Source organism: Siccibacter colletis, assembly GCF_025914095.1.
Classification (GTDB): domain Bacteria; phylum Pseudomonadota; class Gammaproteobacteria; order Enterobacterales; family Enterobacteriaceae; genus Siccibacter; species Siccibacter colletis.
The window spans coordinates 3,020,822-3,046,959 of sequence record NZ_CP074352.1 but is presented as its reverse complement, the minus strand read 5'-3'; the positions used below and the strand labels follow the sequence as shown (position 1 = coordinate 3,046,959).

Here is a 26,138-nt window from a genome sequence, read left to right as displayed (position 1 = left end):
TAATCTCCAGTAGCAAATTTGACCTGTTATGGGAGGAGTTATGCGTCTGGATCGTCTTACCAATAAATTCCAGCTTGCTCTTGCCGACGCCCAGTCCCTGGCGCTGGGGCAAGACAACCAGTTTATCGAACCCCTTCATCTTATGAGCGCCCTGCTTAATCAGGAAGGCGGTTCCGTTCGTCCGTTATTAACCTCAGCCGGTATTAATGCCGGTCAGTTGCGTACCGCCATTGAGCAGGCACTGAGCCGTCTGCCGCAGGTGGAAGGTACCGGTGGGGATGTACAGCCATCTCAGGATCTGGTGCGCGTCCTGAATCTGTGCGACAAGCTGGCGCAAAAACGCGGCGACAACTTTATTTCGTCCGAGCTGTTCGTTCTGGCGGCGCTTGAATCGCGTGGCACGCTGGCTGATTTACTGAAGTCGGCCGGCGCTACAACAGCAAACATTACCCAGGCAATTGAACAGATGCGCGGAGGCGACAGCGTGAACGATCAGGGGGCTGAAGACCAACGTCAGGCTCTGAAAAAATACACCATCGATCTGACCGAGCGTGCCGAACAGGGCAAACTCGATCCGGTTATCGGGCGCGATGAGGAAATTCGCCGCACCATTCAGGTACTTCAGCGCCGTACTAAAAACAACCCGGTACTGATTGGGGAACCCGGCGTGGGTAAAACCGCCATCGTCGAGGGGCTTGCGCAGCGCATTATCAATGGCGAAGTGCCGGAAGGGCTGAAAGGCCGCCGCGTACTGGCGCTGGATATGGGCGCGCTGGTGGCCGGTGCGAAGTATCGCGGTGAATTCGAAGAGCGCCTGAAAGGCGTTCTCAACGATCTCTCTAAACAGGAAGGTAATGTCATCCTGTTTATCGATGAGCTGCATACGATGGTCGGCGCAGGTAAAGCCGATGGCGCGATGGACGCCGGCAACATGCTGAAACCAGCGCTGGCTCGCGGCGAGCTTCACTGCGTTGGTGCCACCACGCTGGATGAATATCGCCAGTACATCGAAAAAGATGCGGCGCTGGAACGTCGTTTCCAGAAAGTGTTTGTCGCAGAGCCGTCGGTGGAAGACACCATCGCCATTCTGCGCGGGCTGAAAGAGCGTTATGAACTGCATCACCATGTTCAGATCACCGACCCGGCAATTGTTGCAGCGGCCACGCTGTCGCATCGCTACATTGCCGATCGTCAGTTGCCGGATAAAGCCATCGACCTGATTGACGAAGCGGCATCCAGCATTCGTATGCAGATAGACTCCAAACCAGAAGAGCTGGATCGCCTCGAACGCCGCATTATTCAGCTCAAGCTGGAGCAGCAGGCGCTGATGAAAGAGTCTGATGACGCCAGTAAGAAACGGCTCGAGATGCTCAACGACGAGCTTGCTGATAAAGAGCGGCAGTATTCTGAATTAGAAGAAGAGTGGAAAGCTGAGAAAGCATCGCTTTCCGGTACTCAGACGCTGAAATCAGAACTGGAGCAGGCAAAGATTGCTATTGAACAGGCGCGTCGCGTCGGCGATCTGGCGCGCATGTCTGAACTGCAGTACGGCAAAATTCCTGAACTGGAGAAACAGCTGGAAGCTGCCTCGCAGTCTGAGGGGAAAACCATGCGGCTGCTGCGTAACCGTGTTACTGATGCAGAGATCGCCGAAGTGCTGGCACGCTGGACCGGCATTCCGGTGTCGCGCATGCTGGAAGGCGAGCGAGAAAAGCTGCTGCGCATGGAGCAGGAGTTACATAGCCGCGTGATTGGTCAGGATGAAGCTGTAGAAGCGGTATCGAATGCCATTCGTCGTAGCCGCGCGGGCCTGTCCGATCCAAATCGTCCGATAGGCTCCTTCCTGTTCCTTGGCCCGACCGGGGTAGGGAAAACCGAACTTTGTAAGGCGCTGGCAAACTTCATGTTTGACAGTGATGACGCCATGGTGCGCATCGATATGTCCGAGTTTATGGAGAAACACTCCGTATCACGGCTGGTGGGCGCGCCTCCGGGCTATGTCGGTTATGAAGAGGGTGGTTATCTGACGGAAGCAGTACGCCGTCGTCCTTATTCGGTCATTCTGCTGGATGAAGTCGAGAAAGCGCATCCGGATGTCTTCAACATTCTGTTGCAGGTTCTGGATGATGGACGCCTGACCGATGGGCAGGGAAGAACGGTTGATTTCCGCAATACCGTCGTCATCATGACCTCTAACCTCGGTTCCGATCTGATTCAGGAGCGCTTCGGCGATCTGGATTACGGGCATATGAAGGATCTGGTGCTGGGCGTGGTAAGCCAGAACTTCCGCCCTGAGTTCATCAACCGTATAGATGAAGTGGTGGTATTCCATCCGCTTGGGCAGCGCCATATTGCATCCATCGCGCAGATTCAGTTGCAGCGGCTGTATAAACGTCTCGAAGAGCGTGGCTACAGCGTCACGATGTCTGATGAAGCGCTGCAGTTGCTGGGTGAGAATGGTTATGACCCGGTATATGGTGCGCGTCCGCTGAAACGCGCTATCCAGCAGCAGATTGAGAACCCGTTGGCGCAACAGATCCTCTCCGGTGAGCTGATTCCGGGTAAAACGGTACAGTTAACGGTGAAAGACGACCGTATTGTTGCGGTGCAGTAAGGGTCAGAAACGCAAAACGAGCCTCGCGGGGCTCGTTTTTGTTTGTTTTCCAGGCGCCGCAGGCGTTAATTTATACGTATTGCCTGGAAAGTGAGCGAGCGGAATTTATTTTAAGAATTGCTCTTGTCAGTTTCTGAGAACTCCCTATAATGCGCCTCCACTGACACGGAACAACGGCGTACAGGCCGGCCTGTCAGGTGAAGGCGAGCGAAATAAATGCTTGACTCCACAGCGGGATAGCGTAGTATACGCAGCCCGCGCCGCTGAGAAATAAGCGAAGCGGCACTGCTCTTTAACAATTTATCAGACAATCTGTGTGGGCACTCGGGGCACTGATATCTTTCACGTCGCAAGACGAAAAAGCATTATCAAGTCTCAAGAGTGAACACGTAATTCATTACGAAGTTTAATTCTTTGAGCATCAAACTTTAAATTGAAGAGTTTGATCATGGCTCAGATTGAACGCTGGCGGCAGGCCTAACACATGCAAGTCGAACGGTAACAGGAAGCAGCTTGCTGCTTCGCTGACGAGTGGCGGACGGGTGAGTAATGTCTGGGGATCTGCCTGATGGAGGGGGATAACTACTGGAAACGGTAGCTAATACCGCATAACGTCGCAAGACCAAAGAGGGGGACCTTCGGGCCTCTTGCCATCAGATGAACCCAGATGGGATTAGCTAGTAGGTGGGGTAACGGCTCACCTAGGCGACGATCCCTAGCTGGTCTGAGAGGATGACCAGCCACACTGGAACTGAGACACGGTCCAGACTCCTACGGGAGGCAGCAGTGGGGAATATTGCACAATGGGCGCAAGCCTGATGCAGCCATGCCGCGTGTATGAAGAAGGCCTTCGGGTTGTAAAGTACTTTCAGCGAGGAGGAAGGTGGTGAGCTTAATACGCTCATCAATTGACGTTACTCGCAGAAGAAGCACCGGCTAACTCCGTGCCAGCAGCCGCGGTAATACGGAGGGTGCAAGCGTTAATCGGAATTACTGGGCGTAAAGCGCACGCAGGCGGTCTGTCAAGTCGGATGTGAAATCCCCGGGCTCAACCTGGGAACTGCATCCGAAACTGGCAGGCTTGAGTCTCGTAGAGGGGGGTAGAATTCCAGGTGTAGCGGTGAAATGCGTAGAGATCTGGAGGAATACCGGTGGCGAAGGCGGCCCCCTGGACGAAGACTGACGCTCAGGTGCGAAAGCGTGGGGAGCAAACAGGATTAGATACCCTGGTAGTCCACGCCGTAAACGATGTCGACTTGGAGGTTGTTCCCTTGAGGAGTGGCTTCCGGAGCTAACGCGTTAAGTCGACCGCCTGGGGAGTACGGCCGCAAGGTTAAAACTCAAATGAATTGACGGGGGCCCGCACAAGCGGTGGAGCATGTGGTTTAATTCGATGCAACGCGAAGAACCTTACCTGGCCTTGACATCCAGAGAACTTAGCAGAGATGCTTTGGTGCCTTCGGGAACTCTGAGACAGGTGCTGCATGGCTGTCGTCAGCTCGTGTTGTGAAATGTTGGGTTAAGTCCCGCAACGAGCGCAACCCTTATCCTTTGTTGCCAGCGATTCGGTCGGGAACTCAAAGGAGACTGCCGGTGATAAACCGGAGGAAGGTGGGGATGACGTCAAGTCATCATGGCCCTTACGGCCAGGGCTACACACGTGCTACAATGGCGTATACAAAGAGAAGCGACCTCGCGAGAGCAAGCGGACCTCATAAAGTACGTCGTAGTCCGGATTGGAGTCTGCAACTCGACTCCATGAAGTCGGAATCGCTAGTAATCGTGGATCAGAATGCCACGGTGAATACGTTCCCGGGCCTTGTACACACCGCCCGTCACACCATGGGAGTGGGTTGCAAAAGAAGTAGGTAGCTTAACCTTCGGGAGGGCGCTTACCACTTTGTGATTCATGACTGGGGTGAAGTCGTAACAAGGTAACCGTAGGGGAACCTGCGGTTGGATCACCTCCTTACCTTAAAAGATACAACTCCGCAGTGCTCACACAGATTGTCTGATAGAAAACGAGCAGTAAAAACCTCTCCAGGCTTGTAGCTCAGGTGGTTAGAGCGCACCCCTGATAAGGGTGAGGTCGGTGGTTCAAGTCCACTCAGGCCTACCAGATTCCTTCTGAATACTGCGTTGCGAAATAACTCGCATACTGATGTATGCGTCGTCATTCCGCGCCTTGTCTCAGAAGAAATCCCGGTAAGAGGTTAATCACTACGATGGGGCTATAGCTCAGCTGGGAGAGCGCCTGCTTTGCACGCAGGAGGTCTGCGGTTCGATCCCGCATAGCTCCACCATCAACTCAGGTTGATACCCTACTTCAGAGTGTACTGGGAACAGTATGCTGCGAAGTATTATGCTCTTTAAGAATCCGGAACAAGCTGAAAATTGAAACGACACACTGTTTCTGTTCTCCGTAAACAAGAACAGAAAAAGGTGTGTTCGAGTCTCTCAAATGCTTACGACACGACGATGAATCTCAGGAAACATCTTCGGGTTGTGAGGTTAAGCGACTAAGCGTACACGGTGGATGCCCTGGCAGTCAGAGGCGATGAAGGACGTGCTAATCTGCGAAAAGCGTCGGTAAGGTGATATGAACCGTTATAACCGACGATGTCCGAATGGGGAAACCCAGTGCAATTCGTTGCACTATCATGTCATGAATACATAGTGGCATGAGGCGAACCGGGGGAACTGAAACATCTAAGTACCCCGAGGAAAAGAAATCAACCGAGATTCCCCCAGTAGCGGCGAGCGAACGGGGAGCAGCCCAGAGCCTGAATCAGTTTGTGTGTTAGTGGAAGCGTCTGGAAAGTCGCAGGGTACAGGGTGATACTCCCGTACACAAAAACACACTTACTGTGAGCTCGATGAGTAGGGCGGGACACGTGGTATCCTGTCTGAATATGGGGGGACCATCCTCCAAGGCTAAATACTCCTGACTGACCGATAGTGAACCAGTACCGTGAGGGAAAGGCGAAAAGAACCCCGGCGAGGGGAGTGAAACAGAACCTGAAACCGTGTACGTACAAGCAGTGGGAGCACCTTCGTGGTGTGACTGCGTACCTTTTGTATAATGGGTCAGCGACTTATATTCTGTAGCAAGGTTAACCGTATAGGGGAGCCGAAGGGAAACCGAGTCTTAACCGGGCGTTAAGTTGCAGGGTATAGACCCGAAACCCGGTGATCTAGCCATGGGCAGGTTGAAGGTTGGGTAACACTAACTGGAGGACCGAACCGACTAATGTTGAAAAATTAGCGGATGACCTGTGGCTGGGGGTGAAAGGCCAATCAAACCGGGAGATAGCTGGTTCTCCCCGAAAGCTATTTAGGTAGCGCCTCGTGAACTCATCTCCGGGGGTAGAGCACTGTTTCGGCTAGGGGGCCATCCCGGCTTACCAACCCGATGCAAACTACGAATACCGGAGAATGTTATCACGGGAGACACACGGCGGGTGCTAACGTCCGTCGTGAAGAGGGAAACAACCCAGACCGCCAGCTAAGGTCCCAAAGTCATGGTTAAGTGGGAAACGATGTGGGAAGGCACAGACAGCCAGGATGTTGGCTTAGAAGCAGCCATCATTTAAAGAAAGCGTAATAGCTCACTGGTCGAGTCGGCCTGCGCGGAAGATGTAACGGGGCTAAACCATGCACCGAAGCTGCGGCAGCGACACTATGTGTTGTTGGGTAGGGGAGCGTTCTGTAAGCCGTTGAAGGTGGACTGTGAGGTCTGCTGGAGGTATCAGAAGTGCGAATGCTGACATAAGTAACGATAAAGCGGGTGAAAAGCCCGCTCGCCGGAAGACCAAGGGTTCCTGTCCAACGTTAATCGGGGCAGGGTGAGTCGACCCCTAAGGCGAGGCCGAAAGGCGTAGTCGATGGGAAACAGGTTAATATTCCTGTACTCGGTGTTACTGCGAAGGGGGGACGGAGAAGGCTATGTTGGCCGGGCGACGGTTGTCCCGGTTTAAGCGTGTAGGTGTGTGCTCCAGGCAAATCCGGTGCACTTTAACACTGAGGCGTGATGACGAGGCACTACGGTGCTGAAGCAACAAATGCCCTGCTTCCAGGAAAAGCCTCTAAGCATCAGGTAACATCAAATCGTACCCCAAACCGACACAGGTGGTCAGGTAGAGAATACCAAGGCGCTTGAGAGAACTCGGGTGAAGGAACTAGGCAAAATGGTGCCGTAACTTCGGGAGAAGGCACGCTGGTGCGTAGGTGAAGCGACTTGCTCGCGGAGCTGAAACCAGTCGAAGATACCAGCTGGCTGCAACTGTTTATTAAAAACACAGCACTGTGCAAACACGAAAGTGGACGTATACGGTGTGACGCCTGCCCGGTGCCGGAAGGTTAATTGATGGGGTTATCCGTAAGGAGAAGCTCTTGATCGAAGCCCCGGTAAACGGCGGCCGTAACTATAACGGTCCTAAGGTAGCGAAATTCCTTGTCGGGTAAGTTCCGACCTGCACGAATGGCGTAATGATGGCCAGGCTGTCTCCACCCGAGACTCAGTGAAATTGAAATCGCTGTGAAGATGCAGTGTACCCGCGGCAAGACGGAAAGACCCCGTGAACCTTTACTATAGCTTGACACTGAACATTGAGCCTTGATGTGTAGGATAGGTGGGAGGCTTTGAAGCGTGGACGCCAGTCTGCGTGGAGCCAACCTTGAAATACCACCCTTTAATGTTTGATGTTCTAACCTGGCGCCATAATCTGGCGTGGGGACAGTGTCTGGTGGGTAGTTTGACTGGGGCGGTCTCCTCCTAAAGCGTAACGGAGGAGCACGAAGGTTAGCTAATCCTGGTCGGACATCAGGAGGTTAGTGCAAAGGCATAAGCTAGCTTGACTGCGAGAGTGACGGCTCGAGCAGGTGCGAAAGCAGGTCTTAGTGATCCGGTGGTTCTGAATGGAAGGGCCATCGCTCAACGGATAAAAGGTACTCCGGGGATAACAGGCTGATACCGCCCAAGAGTTCATATCGACGGCGGTGTTTGGCACCTCGATGTCGGCTCATCACATCCTGGGGCTGAAGTAGGTCCCAAGGGTATGGCTGTTCGCCATTTAAAGTGGTACGCGAGCTGGGTTTAGAACGTCGTGAGACAGTTCGGTCCCTATCTGCCGTGGGCGCTGGAGAATTGAGGGGGGTTGCTCCTAGTACGAGAGGACCGGAGTGAACGCATCACTGGTGTTCGGGTTGTCATGCCAATGGCACTGCCCGGTAGCTAAATGCGGAAGAGATAAGTGCTGAAAGCATCTAAGCACGAAACTTGCCCCGAGATGAGTTCTCCCTGACCCTTTAAGGGTCCTGAAGGAACGTTGAAGACGACGACGTTGATAGGCCGGGTGTGTAAGCGCAGCGATGCGTTGAGCTAACCGGTACTAATGAACCGTGAGGCTTAACCTTACAACGCCGAAGATGTTTTGGTGTTGGATTTGAGAGATTTTCAGCTTGAGACGGATTAAAGCTTATGGCCGCGAGGCGGTAAGCGAACAGAATTTGCCTGGCGGCTGTAGCGCGGTGGTCCCACCTGACCCCATGCCGAACTCAGAAGTGAAACGCCGTAGCGCCGATGGTAGTGTGGGGTCTCCCCATGCGAGAGTAGGGAACTGCCAGGCATTAAATTAACATACCTGACCAGAACTTCAGGGCAGTTCACTACTCGACAGAGAGTAGGACAAAAGCGAAGCTTTTGAACGTTGCGCAGCAACGGCCCGAAGGGTGAATCGCACAGCGATTCATAAACTGCCAGGCATCAAATTAAAGAACCCTCAGCGAAAGCTGAGGGTTTTTTGCTTTTGTATTTCTGAAAACGTCCCGGCAGGTCATCTGCCCTTACCATCCCTGGTTGTCATCCAGGCTTCTGCCACCGCCGGCAGCTGCAGGATCAACCCTGTTGCATATCAGTCCATACCATCACAACACCGGCTGCCACCACATCCCTGCGCAGGGCCGCGCCGCCGGGTTCATATGTGAGCGTTGTACCACTCCGCAGGGAAGCGGGTTCACCACCCGTAAACGACCCGGTGGCAGACTGAAACTCCCCCAGCACACGTCAGTTTTCTGGCGTTTTCAACTGGATGCATGCTTCCCTGCCTCAGACATTTTCCGATATTGCCACTTCACCCTTTTTCCTCATCTATCCTTATGATGCCTGTTTCTGACCGGGAGGTATCATTCTGGCTAACAAACCCTTTGATTATCACCAAGATTTTTCCAGCATCGACTTCCGCAAACATCCTGAACTTTATCAGGTAGGGCGTGGCGAACAGGGCGTATTGCTGGTTGAACCCTATAAAAGCGAGATCCTGCCGCACTGGCGCTACAAAAATGCTGAAGCGGCAGAGAAATCAGCAGCAGCTATCTATGAGATGTTTGAAGCCTGGCGAGCAGAAGACGATTTTGTCGGCATGGATATGGCGCGGAAATTTATCCAGATGGGCTACACCCGCGCTCGTCGCTATGCCAACTACAAAGGCGGCAAAAAATACACCGAGGATGGTTCAACGCATCCGCGCGGCAATGATCCGGTAAAAGCTGCTGCTGCTGCCGTATTTAAAACCTGGTGGGATCGGATTCGCGCCGACGATGACTATCTGCGCCGCAAACGCGAGCATCAGTCAAAGTATGGCTAAGCGCATCCAGCTTTTCACAACAATTACCGTCTGGCTTCACAAAACCGTAGGCAGCAAATAATTAACACTTTATTTACTTTTTCAGCGAGCGCACTCTACGGCTTTCAGTAAAGAAGGCTGAATGCGTCTGATAACAAGGAGAAGATCATGACAGAAGTCACCGCTCGCACTGAACAGAAAGCCGCTGAGCATCTGGATACCCGCCGGCGCGTCTGGGCTATCGTGGGTGCTTCATCGGGTAACCTGGTCGAATGGTTCGACTTTTACGTGTACTCGTTCTGCTCGCTCTATTTTGCCCATATCTTTTTCCCGTCCGGGAACCCGACCACACAACTCCTGCAAACCGCAGGGATCTTTGCTGCCGGGTTCTTAATGCGCCCGGTGGGCGGCTGGCTGTTTGGCTGGATCGCTGACCGACACGGACGCAAAACCTCAATGCTTATCTCGGTATGCATGATGTGCTTCGGTTCACTGGTGATTGCCTGTCTGCCCGGCTATGCGCAGATTGGTACCCTGGCTCCGGTATTACTGCTGCTGGCGCGCTTGTTCCAGGGATTATCCGTAGGCGGCGAATATGGCACCAGTGCGACCTATATGAGTGAAGTGGCAATCGAAGGCCGGAAGGGCTTTTTCGCTTCTTTCCAGTATGTAACGCTGATTGGGGGACAACTGCTGGCGCTGTTGACGGTGGTGATCCTGCAGCAGGTGCTGGACGAGAAAGATCTCTATGCCTGGGGCTGGCGCATTCCTTTTGCAATAGGTGCCGTGCTGGCTATCGTCGCGCTATGGCTGCGCCGTTCGCTGGATGAGACCTCGACGGATGAAACCCGTGCACTGAAAGAGGCCGGGTCGCTGAAGGGACTGTGGCGTAACCGCAAAGCGTTCATTATGGTGCTCGGCTTTACCGCGGGTGGCTCGCTCAGCTTCTACACCTTCACCACCTACATGCAAAAATACCTGGTGAATACTGCGGGCATGCATGCGAATACGGCCAGCGCGATCATGACCGGGGCGCTGTTTATCTTTATGCTGCTGCAACCCTTTATCGGCGCGCTGTCGGATAAAATTGGTCGCCGCAGCTCCATGTTGTGCTTCGGCGCGCTGGCGACCCTGTGCACCGTGCCCATCCTTACCGCGCTGCAGAATGTCTCTTCGCCCTGGGCGGCGTTTGGTCTGGTGATGCTGGCTCTGATCATTGTCAGTTTTTACACGTCGATCAGCGGCATTCTTAAGGCTGAAATGTTTCCGGCGCAGGTCCGCGCGCTTGGGGTGGGCTTATCCTATGCGGTAGCCAATGCGCTGTTTGGTGGCTCGGCAGAATATGTGGCGCTGTGGCTGAAGTCGCTTGGCTCGGAAACAGCCTTCTTCTGGTACGTATCGGCGATGGGCGCGCTGGCTTTTGTGGTATCGCTAATGCTGCATCGTAAAGGGAAGGGGATCGCGCTTTAGTACTGCGCCATTTGCCACAGGGCGTAACCGGTGGTTGCGCCCGCGAGGTCCCAGGCGAGATCTTTCCAGCTCCAGCCGCTCCCTGCCGGGCGGCTGTCCCAGAGTTCTTTCGTGGCACCAAGACTTACCGCAAACATAAACCCAATTCCGGCGCTGCGATCGCGGCTCCAGCCCTGATGCTGACCCACTTCGTTACCGGCGGCGGCAAGCATTGCCGACCCAATGAAATGCTGGGCTTTATCCTGACCATACCAGGCGTCCTGCGCCTGATGACTGCATCCGCTTATCAATAACATGGCGAGTAAACCCAGCGAGCGCATACCAGCTCCATAAAAAAGCCCTGCAAGCAGGGCTGAATAATCAGAGGATACGGCTGATCAGCCGATCGATACGAATGCGGCGCAGGCGGCGAATAAGCTTGCGCACTTTTACCGGATACTCAGCAATGCTCTGCAGGTCGCGATAGTGCTGCACCACGGTAGTGTGGGTGCGGATAAGCTCAAGCTCGCGATCGCGCTGGGCAGCCAGTTCGTGTTGCGGGTCGTGGATCAGCACCGCATTCTCCAGATCGAGACGCCAGGCGCGCGGGTTCAGGTTGTTGCCGGTGAGCAGCATCCACTCGTCATCCACCCACATGCCTTTCAGATGATAACTGTTGTCTTCATCTTTCCACAGACGCACTACCAGCTGACCGCTGCTGACATAATACTGCAGGCGGCTCAGGAAACGGCGCAGGTTAATCTCGTAGAGATAGGGCAGCGCGCCGATGATTTTAAACGGCTGATCTTCAGGAATATAGAAGTCATTGGCGGTTTTATCGCCGACAATAATCTCCACCTGTTTGCCGCTGCGCAGTAGCTGAATAATGTTACGCACCAGCACAGCGGGCAGGTTGAAGTAGGGCGTACAAATCGTCAGCTTGCGCTCGGCGCACGGCATCAGATGGAAAATGGTTTTATTCAGCGGGCTGGATTTGCCCAGTCCGACCAGCGGCGTGACCGCCAGCTCATCGTTATCCGCATCGCCCTGATAGTTAAACACCGCATCGCGCAGCTCCTGGCGGAACAGGCGAATGTCGTTTTTAATCTCCTGGCTTTTCGGGCGGTGTTCTTCATCGAGGCGGTTAACGGCACGCCCCTGAATCAGATGCTGTTCAACCCAGCTAAACATCACATCCGCCAGCTGCGCGTTGCGGATCAGGTGATAGCGGTCATAGCGATATTTTTCATGCTGATGCAGATAGACATCGTTCAGGCTGGCGCCGCTGTAGAACACCGCATCATCGATGATAAAGCCTTTGAAGTGCAGAACGCCGAGGGCTTCACGGGTGTTGACCGGAACGCCGTACACCGGGAGGGTAACGCCGGGATTTTCCTGCGCCAGACGGGTGTACCAGTCGGCATTGGTATTTGATGCTGCGGCACCGATGCGGCCGCGCTGCGCGCGGTGCCAGTCAACCAGCACGCAGACCTCAAGTTCAGGGCGCTGGCGCTTCGCATCATAAAGCGCATTGAGAATGCCTTTACCACCATCATCCTGCTCAAGATAGAGCGCCACGATGCAGATACGGCGCGTGGCACCGGCGATTTTCTCAAGCAGCGTCTCCCGAAATGCTGCCGGGGAGTAGTGAAACGCCACGTCGTCAGCAGACTGAGAAAGCTTCGGTAGTTGGGCAAGGTGTTGTTGATGTTTATTGCGTTTAAATTTAGACAACATCACAGTGCGTATCTTCTCTATACAGTGGACGGTCTTCTGTGCAGTACAGCTGACAGAAGCGGGGGATGATACCACTACTGTCCGGGAATGTGGTCAACATTTCCAGTACCTTACTCACGAATCCGCGTGTGGTGACAGTGGCAAAGTCAGGCCGACAATTCCGTCTTCAAGCTGAATATCGACCTGAAAACCGAGTTTACGTGCCAGCGCGACCATCCCCTGATTACCCGGCATGGTGATGCCGTTAAGCTGCGCAATGCCGTGCTCGCGCGTATAGGCAATCAGTTTTTCCAGTAAGCGCCTGCCCAGGCCAAGCCCCTTCAAATCGGAACGCACCAGTACCGCAAATTCGGCATCGCGATTATCCGGATCTGAGATAGCGCGCGTCACGCCAAGGATCTCCTCTTCCGGCCCGGGATGACGCACTGCAACAAACGCCATCTCCCGATCGTAGTCGATCTGGGTCATATTGGCTAAATCTTCATGAGTAAATTCATTGATCTCGCTAAAGTAACGATAGTAGAGATCCTCTTTGGTGACCTGAGCAATAAAACGGCGCAGCTGTGGCTCGTCTTCGGGCAGGATCGGGCGGAACAGGCAGCGCTCGCCGTTTTTCATCTCAACCCACTCTTCAAAGCGGTGCGGATAAGGGCGGATCGCCAGCCGGGTTTCCGGATCGCCCTGCCAGGGCGCAATCTGTAACGTGACATCGAGGGCGATAAATTCTGAACCCGTCGACAGCAAGGGATGAATATCCAGCCGGTTAATTTCGGGGCAGTCCACCACCAGGTTCGATACCTGCACCAGCACCTGAGCCAGCCCGGCGATGTCCAGCGGGCGCAGCGCGCTGCGGGCGCGAATTTTTCCGCGCTTGATGGCCTGAATCACCAGATAGCGCGCCAGGTTCATGTTGAGCGGCGGGAGTGCCACCGCTGCCGCGTTCTGGCTGTCCCACTCGGTGCCACCTTCCCCCAGCATGATCAGCGGGCCAAACAGCGGGTCGACCTCGACGGCGATACGCAGCTCCTGCGCCCCGGCGCGATTGGCCATGCTCTGCACCAGCAGACCGTGAATGCGCGCCTGCGGCGAGGTCATTTTCACACGGTCAAAAATCGCGGTCGCCGCCTGATGCACTTCCGCCGCGGTGCGCAGATATAGCATTACCCCCTGCACGTCAGATTTATGCGGAATATCCGGCGAGCGCAGCTTAAGGGCGACCGGATAGCCAATCTGCCCGGCGATATGTACCGCTTCGCTGCTGTCACCGGCGATCCAGGTGGGCAGGGTTTGCAGTCCGTAAGCTTCAAGTATTGGCCGCACCTCGTGGGTATCCAGCGCCAGCGCACCGTCATTCAGCGCGTGCTGCAGCAGACGATGGGCATCCCCGGTATTGGCAGTAAGGTTGGGTGGCAGCGCCGGAGTTTCGCGCAGCTGTTTCTGGTTCCGGCGGTACTCCACCATATGCATAAACGCGGTGATGGTGCCTTCCGGCGTGCGATAGGTAGGGATGCCGGCATCGCTGAATAAGCGGCGCGCTTCCTGGGATGAAAACTCCCCGCACCAGTTGGTCAGCAGGGTGATGTATTTTCCGCGCGGATGTTGAGCGATCGCATCAATCAGCGCTCTGGCGCTGGCGCTGCCCGGTGCGGCGGCGCTGGGGGAGTGGATCACCATCAGCGCATCCACCTCCTGGCTGTCGAGCAGTACCGTTATCGCCTGCTGGTAGCGCTGGGCGGTGGCGTCATCCAGCAGATCGAGCGGATTACCCGGCGTAACGCTGTCCGGTAACACGCTTTGCAGCGCGTTGAGCGTCTCGTCACTTAAGGTTGCCAGCTTGCCGTTACGCCGCCACAGCTCATCAAGCGCCAGCGCAGCGGGTGCCGCGCCGTTGCTGACAATCATCACCCGCTCGCCGCGCAGCGGACGCATATGGCTCAGGGTTTCCACCGCCGAGAAAAGCTCATGGGTATCTTCCACCCGCAGCAGGCCGGCGCGTTGAATGGCGGCATCCCAGGCCTGATCCGATCCGGCATCTGCGTTTAACAGCTGCTGCGCCCCGGGGCTTCTGCCGCTTTTGATCACCAGAATGGGTTTATTACGCGATGCGCTGCGCGCGGCCGAAACGAAACGCCGGGCATCGCTCAGGTTTTCGAGATAAAGCAGGATCGCGGTGGTTTTGCTGTCCCGGGCAAGGTAATCCAGCAGGTCGTCCACATCGATGTCGAGACTGTCGCCCAGCGCAATAAAGTAGGAGAACCCCATCTCGCGCTGCTGCGCCCAGTCGAGAATGGTATTGGATACCGCCGCCGACTGGGAGATAAACGCCAGCTTGCCTTTGCGGATCGGCACCGGCGAAAAGCTGGCGTTCAGTCCCTGCCAGGGGGCCAGCAGGCCGAGGCTATTTGGCCCAAGCAACCGCATTTGCCAGCGGCTGGCGCAGGCGAGGAGTGCGGCATGCTGGTCAGGAGAGGCGGAAAGAATAATGCACGTTTTACAGCCCTTTTCTCCCAGCGCCTCCAGCAGCGCCAGGTTGCGTTTCGAATGGGTACAGAGCACCGCGAGATCCGGCGTAAACGGCAGGCTGGCGACATCAGGCCAGGCCAGCACCCCGCATACCGCTTTCCAGGCGGGCGTGACCGGAAGTACCGGGCCGCTGAATCCGCCCGCCAGCAAGTTGCGCATCATTAAGTAACCGGCGCGATCCGGCTTCATTGATGCGCCGATGACGGCGATGGACCTGGGACGAAGCAGCGCTTCCAGTCCGCGTTGGCTCATTGGGGATCTCCATCAGGCAAAGTGACCTGATGATTTTAAACGCTTTCTGATTCGTCTGCTGTGATACTGCCCGAATGATGGGGTTTCCCTGCCAGGTAGCGTTCGCGGAACAGGGAAAAGTGATCGCTCAGTCCACGGGCGGCCGCGGTGTCCCCCGCGAGGTCAAGCAGGGCAATTGCCACTTCGGCGGTGCAGTACTGCCCCTCAGCGTGCGCTTCCCGCAGTCGGTAAGCGGACACGCGCGACAGATCCACCGACATCACCGGGAAACCATCGAGCCACGGGCTTTTACGAAACATCTTGCGCGCTTCGGTCCAGGTTCCGTCGAGCATAATAAACAGCGGCGGCTTGCCGGTGAGCGGCGGGGTAGTGAGAACGGTACGACCGGCATCGGCGTAAGAGGCAGGGAAAACCACCACGGGCTGGTAATCGCCGCTGGCGACCAGATCGAGCAGCGCTTGCGGGGGCGCAGTGCGCGACCACTGAAAGGCTGTCGTCGTCGGCAGAATATCGGCAATCAGCCGCCCGGTATTGCTGGGCTTCATCGGTTCGGTATCGAACATCACCAGGCAGAATTCACTGCGGGCGGCAACGGGTGCCAGCGTGGCGCACAGGCACTGCTTTAACGGCAGCAGGCAGCGCTGACAGCGTCGGATACGGTTTCCGCGGGCCAGAAAAGGGCGGGTGGCGCGAGCCAGACGGTCGGCCCGAAGGCGTAAAACGGCGTTTTCAGTCATGGGGAAGGAAACAGGAAAAACACTATTCTGGCAGAGCGCGGGGCAGGGTACAAGCCTGCCCCGGCAGGTCAGACTGACTCGTTGAGCCAGCTGTCAAAAGGCGCTTTCGGCATTGCGCCGTTCAGCATGTCGACCATTTCACCATTTTTAAAAATCATGATGGTGGGAATGCTGCGAATACGGAAGCGGGCGCTCAGTTCGCGTTCAGCTTCGGTATTGATTTTAACAAAGCGCATTTTCCCGCTGCGCTCTTCCGCCACGTCTTCAAAGACGGGCGCAAAGTTACGGCACGGGCCACACCACGGCGCCCAGAAATCGACCACGACGGGCAGATCGTCTTTCAGCAACGTATCAAACGTTTCACCGGTGGCGTTGATCACTTCGCCATCGAAAAGCTCATGGCCGCAGCGCCCACATTTGGCGCCATCATCAATGCGGTCATCAGGAAGGCGGTTGACGGACTGGCAGGCGGTACAGACGGTATTCATCGTTAACCTCAGGCACATGTAGCCGGTTTGGTGAGCAATTTGCTCAATTTGTTTCAAAGATGTTACACATTATCATTCAGGTCAAAGATATCGACAACGCGATTTATTCAATGAGTACAATAGTTATTAGCTTTTGAGAGAAGGTCATGGCTATGCGCCAGTACATCGGGTAATCTTCGCGCTTCGCGCAGCGCTGGTGGAGAAAAGCATGAACGACGATTTAAAAGGTAAGAGCGGTAAGGTCCGCGTAATGTATGTTCGCGGAGACGATAACGCAGAAAAACGATCTGAAAATCCCCGCACCGGGAAAGGTGGAGGCCGCCCGCAAAGCTCCTCCCGCGCTGAAGGCGGCCGTCGTGGCGGCCGTGATGAAAACCGTAGCCGCGACGGCGGTCGTGGCCAGCGTGATGACCGCCGCGGTCGCGACGCGGGTCATGGTCAACGTGAAGAGAGTTCGCCGTGGCGCACCGTTTCCCGTCCGCCGCGTGACGATGCCGCGCAGGCAAACGCGGCGAATGCTGAACTGCCGAAAGGCTATGTCGATCCGGAAGTGATCCGCAAACAGCGTGCTGAAGAGGCGCGCGTCTACGGCGAGAACGCCTGTCAGGCGCTGTTCCAGAGCCGCCCGGAAGCCATCGTGCGCGCCTGGTTTGTCCAGAGCGTCACCCCTCGCTTTAAAGAAGCGCTGCGCTGGATGGCTGCCAACCGCAAAGCCTATCATGTGGTGGAAGACGCCGATCTGGTGAAAGCCTCCGGCACCGAACATCACGGCGGCGTCTGCTTCATTATTAAGAAACGTCACGGTATCAGCGTACCGCAGTGGCTGGCCCAGGCCGGCGAAACTGACTGCGTACTGGCGCTGGAAGATGTCGGCAACCCGCATAACCTCGGCGCTATCGTGCGCAGCTGCGCGCATTTCGGCGTGAAGGGCGTCGTGGTGCAGGATGCCGGTCTGCTGGAATCAGGTGCGGCGATCCGCACCGCAGAAGGCGGGGCCGAGCACGTTGAAGCTATTACCGGCGATGGCTTCCAGGCGTCTCTCGATGCGTTCCGCAAAGCGGGCTACGCTATCGTCACCACCTCCAGCCATAAAGGCACGCCGCTGTTTAAAGCTTCCATGCCGAAGAAAATGGTGCTGGTGCTGGGGCAGGAGAAAGAGGGCGTTTCTGAAACGACCTTCGCCGGTGCCGATCTGAGCATTGCCATCGATGGTACCGGGAATGTGGAAAGCCTCAACGTTTCGGTTGCCACCGGCATTCTGCTTGCGGAATGGTGGCGTCAGAACCACAGCTAAGCGACCGACGACATGAAAAAAGCCAGCATTGCGCTGGCTTTTTTTGTTATGCGTCCGGGAGCACCGGCTGCCAGTCGATGGGCGTTTCGCCGCGCTCGCTAAGCCAGGCATTGGCTTTCACAAAGTGATCGCAGCCAAAGAATCCACGGTGGGCTGACAGCGGTGACGGGTGCGGCGCTCGCAGTACGCAGTGCTTATTCCCGTCGATAATCGCCCCTTTTTTCTGGGCGTGAGACCCCCACAAAAGGAACACCACCCCTTCCCGATGCTGGTTGATAATCTCGATCACTTTATCGGTAAAGGTTTCCCAGCCTAAGCTGGCGTGAGAATGCGCCTGCCCGGCACGTACCGTCAGCACGGTATTGAGCAGCAGCACGCCCTGACGCGCCCAGCTTTCCAGATAGCCGTGGGTCGGACGTTCGAAGCCCGGTATCGAGTTTTGCAGCTCTTTGTACATGTTCACCAGTGACGGCGGCGGCGCAATGCCCGGACGCACCGAGAATGCCAGACCGTGCGCCTGACCTGGCCCGTGGTAGGGGTCCTGGCCGAGGATCACCACTTTCACATCCCCCAGCTCGGTAAAGCGAAAGGCGTTGAAGACGTCCTTCTGCGGCGGATAGATAGTGGTACCGGCTTCGCGCTCGGCGGCCACGGTTTGCAGCGTCTGCTGAAAATAGGGTTTCTGTTTCTCGTCTGCCAGCACGTCATGCCAGGTCAGGGGGCTTGTCATCTCGCTCTCCTGCGAAGGTTACTTCCTTTTAGCTTAACGTCTTATCGGGTAAGAACAAAACCTCAGTGCGCATTCAGCAACCCCGGTCATCCGGAAAAGTGAATTTTGATGCTAAACAAGAACCTGGACGTATACCCCTTCCCGGTATGCGGATTTAATTGATTTTGGTCAAAGAATCGCGCCTGTCTGGCTGGTATATAAACAGGATAGCAACAATGGTTTTACCAATGAGCCAGCGAGTCGCTGAGCCATCATCAATAATCGCCCGGGAGGCATACTATGATTACAGGTATCCAGATTACTAAAGCAGCAAACGACGCTCTGATGAACTCTTTCTGGCTGCTGGACAACGAAAAAGGCGAAGCGCGTTGCCTGTGTGCAAAAGGCGGCTATGCCGAAGATGACGTGGTGCCGGTGGCCACGCTGGGTGATATCGAATACCGTGAAATTCCGATGGAAGTAAAACCGGAAGTGCGCGTGGAAGGCGGTCAGCACCTGAATGTTAACGTGCTGCGTCGTGAAACGTTGGAAGATGCAGTTAAGCATCCGGAAAAATATCCGCAGCTGACCATCCGTGTTTCTGGCTATGCGGTGCGCTTCAACTCCCTGACACCGGAACAGCAGCGCGACGTGATCGCCCGTACCTTTACCGAAAGCCTGTAATCGCAGGCGAAAAAAAACGGCGGGGAGACCCGCCGTTTTTATTTTTATTCACCCTTTTCCGGGTTTTCCGCCGCTGCGGCTGATCCCGCAGGCTTACGGCGCTTGCCGATGTTTTTCTTGTCGCGATGGCGCACCTTCACGCGCGGCTTGTCTTTATCCTGCTCTTTCTTTTTCTCTTCGCGTTTCGCCAGCACCTTCTTCGACGGCTTACCGGTCAGCTTCTCGCTCGGCGCACGCGTCGTCGGACGCAGCTCGTCAATCACACGCGCCTTCAGCGGCTCGCTGATGTAGCGACCTACTTTGCCGAGCAGCAGATGGTCATGCGCTTCGACCAGTGAGATCGCCGTGCCTTTACGCCCGGCGCGGCCGGTACGGCCGATGCGGTGCAGGTAAGTATCGCCGGTGCGAGGCATATCGAAGTTGAAGACGTGACTGACGTCGGGAATATCAATCCCGCGCGCGGCCACATCGGTGGCAACCAGCACGTTAACGCGCCCGTCGGTCAGGCGTTTAATCGCTTCGTTACGCTTAACCTGCACCATCTCACCTTCGAGATAGCAGTTGTTGATGCCCGCTTCTCGCAGCCAGGTGGCCAGCTCGTGCACACGCTCGCGCTTGCGGACAAAGACGATGGAACGCGTGGCGTCCGGCTGCTTCAGCAGATGCACCAGCAGGGCGGTTTTATGTTCGATGTTGTCTGCGCGGTAGTACCACTGATGAATCTTCTTACGCTCGCGGGTGGACGGCAGGGCAGATACCTCAACCGGATCTTCCAGCAGGCGCTTCGCGAAGTCGCTCACTTCTTCACTTTCGAGCGTCGCGGAGAACAGCATGGTCTGCTTGCGCCAGCGGGTTTCACCGGCGATGGTTTCGATATCCTGCGCAAAGCCCATGTCGAGCATGCGGTCGGCTTCGTCGAGGATCAGCGTCTCAACCGCGCGGCAGTCGAAGTTCTCTTCTTTTATGTACTGCAGCAGACGACCGGTGGTCGCGACCACGATGTCCTGGTTTTCGCTGAACACCTCAGCATGGTTCATATAGGCCACACCGCCGGTGATGGTGGCGATGTCGAGATGCGTATGGGCTGCCAGTTCGCGGGCGTGTTCCGCCACCTGCATCGCCAGTTCGCGCGTCGGGGTCAGGATCAGGATGCGCGGCGGCCCTGATTTTTTACGCGGGAAGTCGATCAAATGCTGCAACGCGGGCAGCAGGTACGCTGCCGTTTTACCGGTACCTGTCGGCGCAGAGCCAAGAACGTCGCGTCCTTCCAGCGCGGGCGGGATCGCCTCGGCCTGGATGGCGGTGGGGCGGGTGAAACCCTTATCCTGGAGCGCATCCAGCAGGCTATCGTCGAGATCGAGTTCGGAAAAAGTCGTTACAGTCATGTTCTACCTCAGTGTGGGCCGCCGATTATAGACGTTCGGGCTGTAATGTTCATCTGTTTGTATGGTTATGCCTTTTAAGCCGCTTCGCTTTGCCCTATGCTAAACCGGAATTCAGATAAGGTAGCAAAGATGTCCCAGCCAAAATCCCCACTCCGCCGCAACGGTTTTACCTTCAAGCAATTTTTTGTCGCCCATGACCGCTGCGCCATGAAAGTGGGGACCGACGGCATTCTGCTGGGGGCCTGGGCGCCGGTTGCCAGAGTGAAGCGCATGCTCGACATTGGCACCGGTAGCGGCTTACTGGCGCTGATGCTGGCGCAGCGCACGCCGGATGACGTGACGATTGATGCAGTGGAGCTGGAGCCCGACGCTGCGGCACAGGCGGCCGACAACGTGCAGGCTTCACCCTGGCGCGAACGCATTCGGGTTCACGCTGCCGATATTCAGCCCTGGGCGCGGGAGCAAACCCAGCGCTACGAGCTTATCGTCAGCAATCCGCCCTATTTCCCACAGGGCGTTGAGTGTGCCACCCCGGAACGTCAGCAGGCACGCTATACCACTACGCTCGATCATAGCGCATTACTGTTCTGCGCCGCACAGCGTATTACCGAAGAGGGATTTTTTTGCGTGGTGCTGCCGGAGTCCGAAGGCGCAGCCTTTACGCAGAAGGCGCTGGAGATGGGATGGCACAGCAGGCTGCGCACCGATATCGCTGAAACCGAAGGGCGATTGCCGCACCGGGTGCTGCTGGCGTTTTCTCCGCAGGCGGGTGAGCTGTTCAGCGATCGACTGATCATTCGTGGGCCAGACCAGAGCTACTCTGAAGCCTACTGCGGTCTGACCCAGGCCTTCTATTTATTTATGTAGGCGTGGGGAACCAGCACTGACGGGCCGGCATCCTCAGCAACATCCGGATAATCAAGGGTGTAATGCAGGCCGCGGCTCTCCTTGCGCATCATCGCGCAGCGTACAATCAGTTCCGCCACCTGCACCAGATTACGCAGCTCCAGCAGGTTGTTCGAGACGCGGAAATGCGCATAGTACTCATCGATCTCCTGCTGCAGCATAGTGATGCGGCGCAGGGCGCGCTCAAGCCGCCGTGTAGTGCGCACAATCCCCACATAATCCCACATAAACAGCCGCAGCTCGTGCCAGTTATGCTGGATCACCACGCGCTCGTCTGCATCGTCCACCCGGCTTTCGTCCCAGGCCGGGAGCGCGTCATGAACGCGGGTCACGGGCAGACGGGCGCGAATATCTTCCGCTGCCGACCAGCCGTACACCAGACACTCCAGCAGCGAATTCGATGCCATGCGATTGGCACCGTGCAGCCCGGTGCAGGAGACCTCACCGATCGCATACAGCCCGTTAACGTCGGTGCGCCCGTGTTCATCCACCATCACGCCGCCACAGGTGTAATGCGCCGCCGGTACGACCGGGACCGGATCGGTAGTGAGATCGATACCCAGCGTCAGCAGCTTCTCGTAGATGGTCGGAAAGTGGTGACGAATAAACGCCGGGGATTTATGCGAAATATCAAGGAACATGCAGTCGGCCCCGAGACGCTTCATCTCGCCATCGATGGCGCGCGCCACAATATCGCGCGGTGCCAGCTCGGCACGCGGGTCGATTTCCGGCATAAAGCGGCTGCCGTCCGGGCGAGTCAGGTATGCCCCTTCGCCGCGCAGCGCTTCGGTCAGCAGGAAATTGCGCGCCTGAGGATGGTAAAGCGCGGTGGGGTGGAACTGGTTGAATTCGAGATTCGCGACGCGACAGCCAGCGCGCCACGCCATTGCGACGCCATCGCCGGACGCCACGTCAGGGTTGGTGGTGTACTGATAGACTTTTGACGCCCCGCCGGTTGCCAGCACGACGGCCTTCGCATGGCAGGTTTCCACCCGCTCCTGGTTGCGGTTCCAGATCCATGCTCCCACCGCGTGACGCGGACCCTCAACGCCGATCCGGTCTGAGAGGATCAGGTCCACGGCATTAAAGCGTTCGAGAATACGGATATTGGGATGGCTGAGCGCCTGGCTGACCAGCGTGGTTTCTACCGCTTTTCCGGTCGCATCGGCGGAATGCAGGATGCGGCGATGGCTGTGCCCGCCTTCGCGGGTGAGGTGATAACCCGCTTCGCCGTTCGCCTGGATCTCGGTATCGAACATCACTCCCTGATCGATAAGCCACTGGACGCAGTGCCGCGCGTTAGTGGCGACAAACTCAACGGCGTCACGATCGCACAGGCCGGCACCGGCAATCAGGGTATCCTCCACATGGGAAGCGATGCTGTCGGTTTCATCAAACACGGCAGCGATGCCGCCCTGGGCGTAAAAGGTCGCGCCTTCGCTGACCGGGCCTTTGCTGAGCACAATAACGCTGGCGCTGGCGGCGAGTCGCAGCGCCAGCGACAGGCCGGCTGCGCCGCTGCCAACGATCAGAACATCACAGCGATAATCGGGTGTGGTTGTCATGATGTGTTTAATTTACTAAACAAGGTTGCCGCAGCATAGCACCACATTTGCCAGGTGAGCAGCATTTTTTCGCCTTGCGGTTGTAAACGCTAAACCAGGCGGCAGGGAAAGCGGAAAAAGCAGCTGACAACCTGAGCAGCCAGGATTTAAAGAGATGAAATAAAAGTGCGCTTGCGTTAACCTGCACCCGGTCTGTCTGGCAACGTATTGTTAAAAGCCACCCTTTCACTGCAGCGGAACGTATAATGAACAGCGTAGAGCCTGCTTCCGCTCAACAGATCATAACAACAACGGCGTAACGGAATTTACAGGACGAATAGCGGTCATATCCCTGCTCGCAGCGCCAGCAGGTGCCGGAGTCGTTCCGATTACGCGTGGAGATGAGTTTTGAGGAGACATTACCTCGGATGAGCGAGCAGTTAACGGATCAGATCCTCGTCGAGCGGGTCCAGAAAGGAGATCAGAAATCGTTTAACTTACTGGTAGTCCGCTACCAGCATAAAGTGGCGAGCCTGGTTTCCCGTTATGTGCCCTCAGGTGATGTTCCTGACGTGGTGCAAGAATCCTTTATCAAAGCCTATCGCGCGCTGGACTCTTTCCGGGGCGATAGCGCCTTTTACACCTGGCTGTACCGCATCGCGGTAAATACCGCCAAGAACTATCTTGTCGCTCAGGGACGCCGTCCGCCGTCAAGTGACGTGGATGCCAACGACGCCGAAAATTATGAAAGTGGCGGCGCGTTGAAAGAAATTTCGAACCCTGAGAACTTAATGTTGTCTGAAGAACTGAAACAAATTGTTTTCCGCACTATCGAGTCGCTCCCGGAAGATTTACGTATGGCAATTACGTTGCGGGAGTTGGATGGACTTAGCTATGAAGAGATAGCCGCCATCATGGATTGCCCGGTCGGTACGGTTCGTTCGCGCATTTTCCGTGCGCGTGAAGCAATTGATAATAAAGTTCAACCGCTTATCAGGCGTTGACGATAGCGGGATACTGGAAAAGGTATAGGCATGCAGAAAGAACAACTTTCCGCTTTGATGGATGGTGAGACCGTAGACAGTGCGCTGCTGGCGGAGCTGTCTAAAGACGCATCGCTGCAGCAAACCTGGGAACACTATCACCTGATCCGCGACACGATGCGGGGTGATACCAGCGACGTGCTGCATTTTGACATCTCAGCGCGCGTGATGGCCGCCCTGGAAAACGAGCCTGCACACGGCGTTGCCCCGTTAATCCCGGAAGCGCAGCCTGAGCCGCAGAGCTGGCAAAAGATGCCGTTCTGGCATAAAGTCCGTCCGTGGGCGAGTCAGCTTACGCAGATGGGCGTTGCCGCCTGTGTTTCGCTTGCCGTTATCGTTGGCGTGCAGCAGTACAACACCCCGAGCGACGCCAGCGCCCAGCCTGAGACGCCGGTATTCAATACCCTGCCGGTAATGGGCAAAGCCAGCCCGGTAAGCCTTGGCGTACCGGCGGATAATCTTTCCGGTGCCGGCCAGCAGCAGGTGCAGGAGCAGCGTCGCCGCATTAACGCGATGCTTCAGGACTATGAACTGCAGCGTCGCCTCCACGCCGATCAAATCCAGGCGGATGAGAATCAGCAGGCAGCGGTTCAGGTACCAGGAAACCAGACTTTAGGAACTCAATCGCAGTAATGAAGCAGCTTTGGTGCGCCATGTCCCTTATGGCTGGTACCCTGTTCTTCTCAACAAACGCCCTGGCTGATACCGCATCCGGGGCGTTGTTGCAGCAGATGAACGCGGCAAGCCAGTCCCTGAACTACGAGTTAGCCTTTATCAGCATCAACAAGCAGGGCGTGGAGTCGTTACGCTATCGCCATGCGGTGCTGAATAACACCCCGCTGGCCCAGCTGTTGCAGATGGACGGCCCGCGCCGGGAAGTGGTCCAGCGCGGCAGTGAAATCAGCTACTTCGAACCCGGGCTTGAGCCTTTTACGCTCAATGGCGAATACATCGTCGATTCGCTGCCGTCTCTGGCTTACACCGACTTCAAACGCCTCGCGCCGTATTACGACTTTATCCCCGTGGGTCGCAACCGTATCGCCGACAGGCTGTGCGAAGTGATCCGCGTGGTAGCGCGTGACGGTACGCGTTACAGCTATATCGCCTGGCTTGACAGCGAAACCCATCTGCCGCTGCGCGTTGATCTGCTCGATCGCGACGGGGAAACCCTGGAGCAGTTCCGGGTGATCTCCTTTACCGTGAATCAGCAGGTGGAAGGCATGATGCAGAATCTCGCCAAAGCCAGCCTGCCGCCGCTGCTGTCGGTTCCGGCTTCTGATAACGTCAATTTCAACTGGGCACCTACCTGGCTGCCGCAGGGCTTTAGCGAAGTATCGAAAAGCCGCCGTCCATTGCCGGGTGTAGAGCTGCCGATTGAGTCCCGTCTCTACTCTGACGGGCTGTTTAGTTTCTCCGTGAACATCAACCGCGCGACCAGCGCCAGCGCCGAGCAGACGCTGCGCACCGGACGTCGCACGGTAAACACCTCAGTGCGTAATAATGCGGAAATCACCGTGGTGGGCGAACTGCCACCGCCAACCGCGAAACGCATTGCGGACAGCATCAAATTTAAGGCAAGCCAATGATCAAAGAGTGGGCGACGGTCGTGTCCTGGGAAAATGGCGAAGCGCTGCTGAGCTGCGACGTGAAAGCCTCCTGTAACAGCTGCGCCTCCCGCAGCGGCTGCGGCAGTCGCGTGCTGAATAAGCTCGGCCCGCAAAACACCCACACTATCGCCGTGTCCAGTGCTGAACCGCTGGTGCCGGGGCAGAAAGTGGAGCTGGGCATTGCTGAAAGCAGCCTGCTTGGCTCGGCGCTGCTGGTTTATATGGCACCGCTGGCCGGTCTGTTTATCATGGCGGGCCTGTTCCAGTCCTTGTTTGCCAGCGATCTGGCAGCCATGAGCGGCGCGCTGCTTGGCGGCGTGGGCGGCTTCCTGCTGGCGCGCGGCTGGGGCGAAAAGCTCACCCGCCGCAACGAATGGCAGCCGGTGATCATCAGCGTCGGGCTGCCGCCGGATGCGCTGCGCGTTGAAACCTCTACTCCTCAGGATAACCGCTGATCGCCTCGCGTGTTGCGGGTGCTGCACGCGTCTTCCTCTCAGACATTTCATCCAGCGACACCGCGTGCTGGATGAGCATTTCCCCGCT

At 56.4% G+C, this 26,138-nt stretch carries 18 protein-coding genes, 2 tRNA genes and 3 rRNA genes; 15 read left to right on the top strand and 8 right to left on the bottom strand.

Annotated features, from left to right (window positions below):
• The first annotated feature begins 40 nt into the window (after positions 1-40).
• The 8 genes from clpB to KFZ77_RS14640 all read left to right on the top strand — a co-directional run bounded on the left by clpB (position 41) and on the right by KFZ77_RS14640 (position 10,707).
• Positions 41-2,614: an ATP-dependent chaperone ClpB gene (gene clpB / locus KFZ77_RS14675; RefSeq protein WP_031523170.1), complete on the top strand. Its 2,574-nt coding sequence runs from the start codon at positions 41-43 to the stop codon at positions 2,612-2,614.
• Between the two features lie 430 nt (positions 2,615-3,044).
• A 16S ribosomal RNA gene (locus tag KFZ77_RS14670) occupies positions 3,045-4,586 on the top strand.
• Positions 4,587-4,656: 70 nt separating this feature from the next.
• Positions 4,657-4,733 (top strand) — tRNA-Ile (locus KFZ77_RS14665).
• Positions 4,734-4,841: 108 nt separating this feature from the next.
• Positions 4,842-4,917 (top strand) — tRNA-Ala (locus KFZ77_RS14660).
• A 206-nt stretch (positions 4,918-5,123) separates the two neighbouring features.
• Positions 5,124-8,029: ribosomal RNA gene (locus KFZ77_RS14655) — 23S ribosomal RNA — on the top strand.
• Between the two features lie 96 nt (positions 8,030-8,125).
• Positions 8,126-8,241, top strand: a 5S ribosomal RNA gene (gene rrf / locus KFZ77_RS14650).
• Together the 16S, 23S and 5S rRNA genes with 2 tRNA genes alongside form the textbook arrangement of a ribosomal RNA operon.
• A 561-nt stretch (positions 8,242-8,802) precedes the next feature.
• Positions 8,803-9,258, top strand: a complete 456-nt coding sequence (locus KFZ77_RS14645) for a DUF4385 domain-containing protein (protein ID WP_264386199.1) — start codon at positions 8,803-8,805, stop codon at positions 9,256-9,258.
• A 147-nt stretch (positions 9,259-9,405) separates the two neighbouring features.
• Complete coding sequence (locus tag KFZ77_RS14640; RefSeq protein WP_031520225.1) at positions 9,406-10,707, top strand: MFS transporter; 1,302 nt, start codon at positions 9,406-9,408, stop codon at positions 10,705-10,707.
• Here the strand turns inward: KFZ77_RS14640 and KFZ77_RS14635 are convergent.
• From KFZ77_RS14635 to trxC, 5 genes are all read right to left on the bottom strand, one after another.
• Positions 10,704-11,027 (bottom strand): YfiM family lipoprotein, encoded by a 324-nt coding sequence (locus KFZ77_RS14635; protein WP_264384602.1) that lies wholly within the window; start codon positions 11,025-11,027, stop codon positions 10,704-10,706. The genes KFZ77_RS14640 and KFZ77_RS14635 overlap by 4 nt on opposite strands.
• A gap of 40 nt (positions 11,028-11,067) precedes the next feature.
• Positions 11,068-12,423, bottom strand: coding sequence for a CDP-diacylglycerol--serine O-phosphatidyltransferase (gene pssA, locus KFZ77_RS14630; RefSeq protein WP_264384601.1), 1,356 nt, complete (start codon positions 12,421-12,423; stop codon positions 11,068-11,070).
• Positions 12,424-12,537: 114 nt separating this feature from the next.
• Positions 12,538-15,198: a bifunctional acetate--CoA ligase family protein/GNAT family N-acetyltransferase gene (locus KFZ77_RS14625; protein WP_264384600.1), complete on the bottom strand. Its 2,661-nt coding sequence runs from the start codon at positions 15,196-15,198 to the stop codon at positions 12,538-12,540.
• 35 nt (positions 15,199-15,233) lie between these two features.
• On the bottom strand, positions 15,234-15,935 hold the full coding sequence (locus KFZ77_RS14620) for a tRNA-uridine aminocarboxypropyltransferase (protein ID WP_031520233.1): 702 nt from the start codon (positions 15,933-15,935) through the stop codon (positions 15,234-15,236).
• 68 nt (positions 15,936-16,003) lie between these two features.
• A complete protein-coding gene (trxC, locus tag KFZ77_RS14615; RefSeq protein ID WP_031520234.1) occupies positions 16,004-16,423 on the bottom strand; it encodes a thioredoxin TrxC in 420 nt (139 codons plus the stop codon).
• A gap of 208 nt (positions 16,424-16,631) precedes the next feature.
• Between trxC and KFZ77_RS14610 the strand changes: the two genes are divergently transcribed.
• The gene (locus KFZ77_RS14610; RefSeq protein WP_031520236.1) at positions 16,632-17,717 is read left to right on the top strand and encodes a tRNA/rRNA methyltransferase; all 1,086 of its coding nucleotides are present in this window, start codon (positions 16,632-16,634) and stop codon (positions 17,715-17,717) included.
• 46 nt (positions 17,718-17,763) lie between these two features.
• Here KFZ77_RS14610 and ung read toward each other — a convergent pair whose 3' ends face one another.
• Entirely contained in the window at positions 17,764-18,447 is a 684-nt protein-coding gene (ung, locus tag KFZ77_RS14605; protein WP_264384599.1) for a uracil-DNA glycosylase, read from the bottom strand.
• Positions 18,448-18,726: 279 nt separating this feature from the next.
• On the opposite strand from ung, the gene grcA reads away from it, so the two are divergent.
• Positions 18,727-19,110, top strand: coding sequence for an autonomous glycyl radical cofactor GrcA (gene grcA, locus KFZ77_RS14600; RefSeq protein WP_031520240.1), 384 nt, complete (start codon positions 18,727-18,729; stop codon positions 19,108-19,110).
• Between the two features lie 44 nt (positions 19,111-19,154).
• Here the strand turns inward: grcA and srmB are convergent, their stop codons facing one another.
• Positions 19,155-20,495: an ATP-dependent RNA helicase SrmB gene (gene srmB / locus KFZ77_RS14595; RefSeq protein WP_031520242.1), complete on the bottom strand. Its 1,341-nt coding sequence runs from the start codon at positions 20,493-20,495 to the stop codon at positions 19,155-19,157.
• 129 nt (positions 20,496-20,624) lie between these two features.
• On the opposite strand from srmB, the gene trmN reads away from it, so the two are divergent.
• Complete coding sequence (gene trmN / locus KFZ77_RS14590; RefSeq protein ID WP_264384598.1) at positions 20,625-21,362, top strand: tRNA(1)(Val) (adenine(37)-N(6))-methyltransferase TrmN; 738 nt, start codon at positions 20,625-20,627, stop codon at positions 21,360-21,362.
• Here the strand turns inward: trmN and nadB are convergent.
• Positions 21,347-22,966: an L-aspartate oxidase gene (gene nadB / locus KFZ77_RS14585; protein ID WP_264384597.1), complete on the bottom strand. Its 1,620-nt coding sequence runs from the start codon at positions 22,964-22,966 to the stop codon at positions 21,347-21,349. The genes trmN and nadB overlap by 16 nt on opposite strands.
• Positions 22,967-23,373: 407 nt before the next feature.
• Here nadB and rpoE point away from each other — a divergent pair, with 407 nt between their 5' ends.
• The 4 genes from rpoE to rseC are packed head-to-tail and all read left to right on the top strand — an operon-like array spanning position 23,374 to position 26,050.
• Complete coding sequence (gene rpoE, locus KFZ77_RS14580; RefSeq protein WP_031520247.1) at positions 23,374-23,949, top strand: RNA polymerase sigma factor RpoE; 576 nt, start codon at positions 23,374-23,376, stop codon at positions 23,947-23,949.
• Between the two features lie 30 nt (positions 23,950-23,979).
• Positions 23,980-24,621, top strand: a complete 642-nt coding sequence (gene rseA / locus KFZ77_RS14575; protein ID WP_031520248.1) for an anti-sigma-E factor RseA — start codon at positions 23,980-23,982, stop codon at positions 24,619-24,621.
• Entirely contained in the window at positions 24,621-25,574 is a 954-nt protein-coding gene (gene rseB, locus KFZ77_RS14570; protein WP_031520250.1) for a sigma-E factor regulatory protein RseB, read from the top strand. Before rseA ends, rseB begins: the two co-directional genes overlap by 1 nt.
• Positions 25,571-26,050, top strand: coding sequence for a SoxR-reducing system protein RseC (rseC, locus tag KFZ77_RS14565; protein ID WP_264384596.1), 480 nt, complete (start codon positions 25,571-25,573; stop codon positions 26,048-26,050). The genes rseB and rseC overlap by 4 nt, the downstream gene beginning before the upstream one ends.
• Positions 26,051-26,138: the final 88 nt, after the last annotated feature.

What these genes read in the sequence shown, in the direction of transcription:
- ung (WP_264384599.1), bottom strand. Translation starts at nt 18,447, where the DNA reads ATGACAAGCCCCCTGACCTGGCATGACGTGCTGGCAGACGAGAAACAG.
- grcA (WP_031520240.1), top strand. Translation starts at nt 18,727, where the DNA reads ATGATTACAGGTATCCAGATTACTAAAGCAGCAAACGACGCTCTGATG.
- KFZ77_RS14610 (WP_031520236.1), top strand. Translation starts at nt 16,632, where the DNA reads ATGAACGACGATTTAAAAGGTAAGAGCGGTAAGGTCCGCGTAATGTAT.
- KFZ77_RS14620 (WP_031520233.1), bottom strand. Translation starts at nt 15,935, where the DNA reads ATGACTGAAAACGCCGTTTTACGCCTTCGGGCCGACCGTCTGGCTCGC.
- rpoE (WP_031520247.1), top strand. Translation starts at nt 23,374, where the DNA reads ATGAGCGAGCAGTTAACGGATCAGATCCTCGTCGAGCGGGTCCAGAAA.
- clpB (WP_031523170.1), top strand. Translation starts at nt 41, where the DNA reads ATGCGTCTGGATCGTCTTACCAATAAATTCCAGCTTGCTCTTGCCGAC.
- nadB (WP_264384597.1), bottom strand. Translation starts at nt 22,966, where the DNA reads ATGACAACCACACCCGATTATCGCTGTGATGTTCTGATCGTTGGCAGC.
- rseC (WP_264384596.1), top strand. Translation starts at nt 25,571, where the DNA reads ATGATCAAAGAGTGGGCGACGGTCGTGTCCTGGGAAAATGGCGAAGCG.
- rseB (WP_031520250.1), top strand. Translation starts at nt 24,621, where the DNA reads ATGAAGCAGCTTTGGTGCGCCATGTCCCTTATGGCTGGTACCCTGTTC.
- trmN (WP_264384598.1), top strand. Translation starts at nt 20,625, where the DNA reads ATGTCCCAGCCAAAATCCCCACTCCGCCGCAACGGTTTTACCTTCAAG.
- srmB (WP_031520242.1), bottom strand. Translation starts at nt 20,495, where the DNA reads ATGACTGTAACGACTTTTTCCGAACTCGATCTCGACGATAGCCTGCTG.
- KFZ77_RS14635 (WP_264384602.1), bottom strand. Translation starts at nt 11,027, where the DNA reads ATGCGCTCGCTGGGTTTACTCGCCATGTTATTGATAAGCGGATGCAGT.
- KFZ77_RS14625 (WP_264384600.1), bottom strand. Translation starts at nt 15,198, where the DNA reads ATGAGCCAACGCGGACTGGAAGCGCTGCTTCGTCCCAGGTCCATCGCC.
- pssA (WP_264384601.1), bottom strand. Translation starts at nt 12,423, where the DNA reads ATGTTGTCTAAATTTAAACGCAATAAACATCAACAACACCTTGCCCAA.
- rseA (WP_031520248.1), top strand. Translation starts at nt 23,980, where the DNA reads ATGCAGAAAGAACAACTTTCCGCTTTGATGGATGGTGAGACCGTAGAC.
- KFZ77_RS14640 (WP_031520225.1), top strand. Translation starts at nt 9,406, where the DNA reads ATGACAGAAGTCACCGCTCGCACTGAACAGAAAGCCGCTGAGCATCTG.
- trxC (WP_031520234.1), bottom strand. Translation starts at nt 16,423, where the DNA reads ATGAATACCGTCTGTACCGCCTGCCAGTCCGTCAACCGCCTTCCTGAT.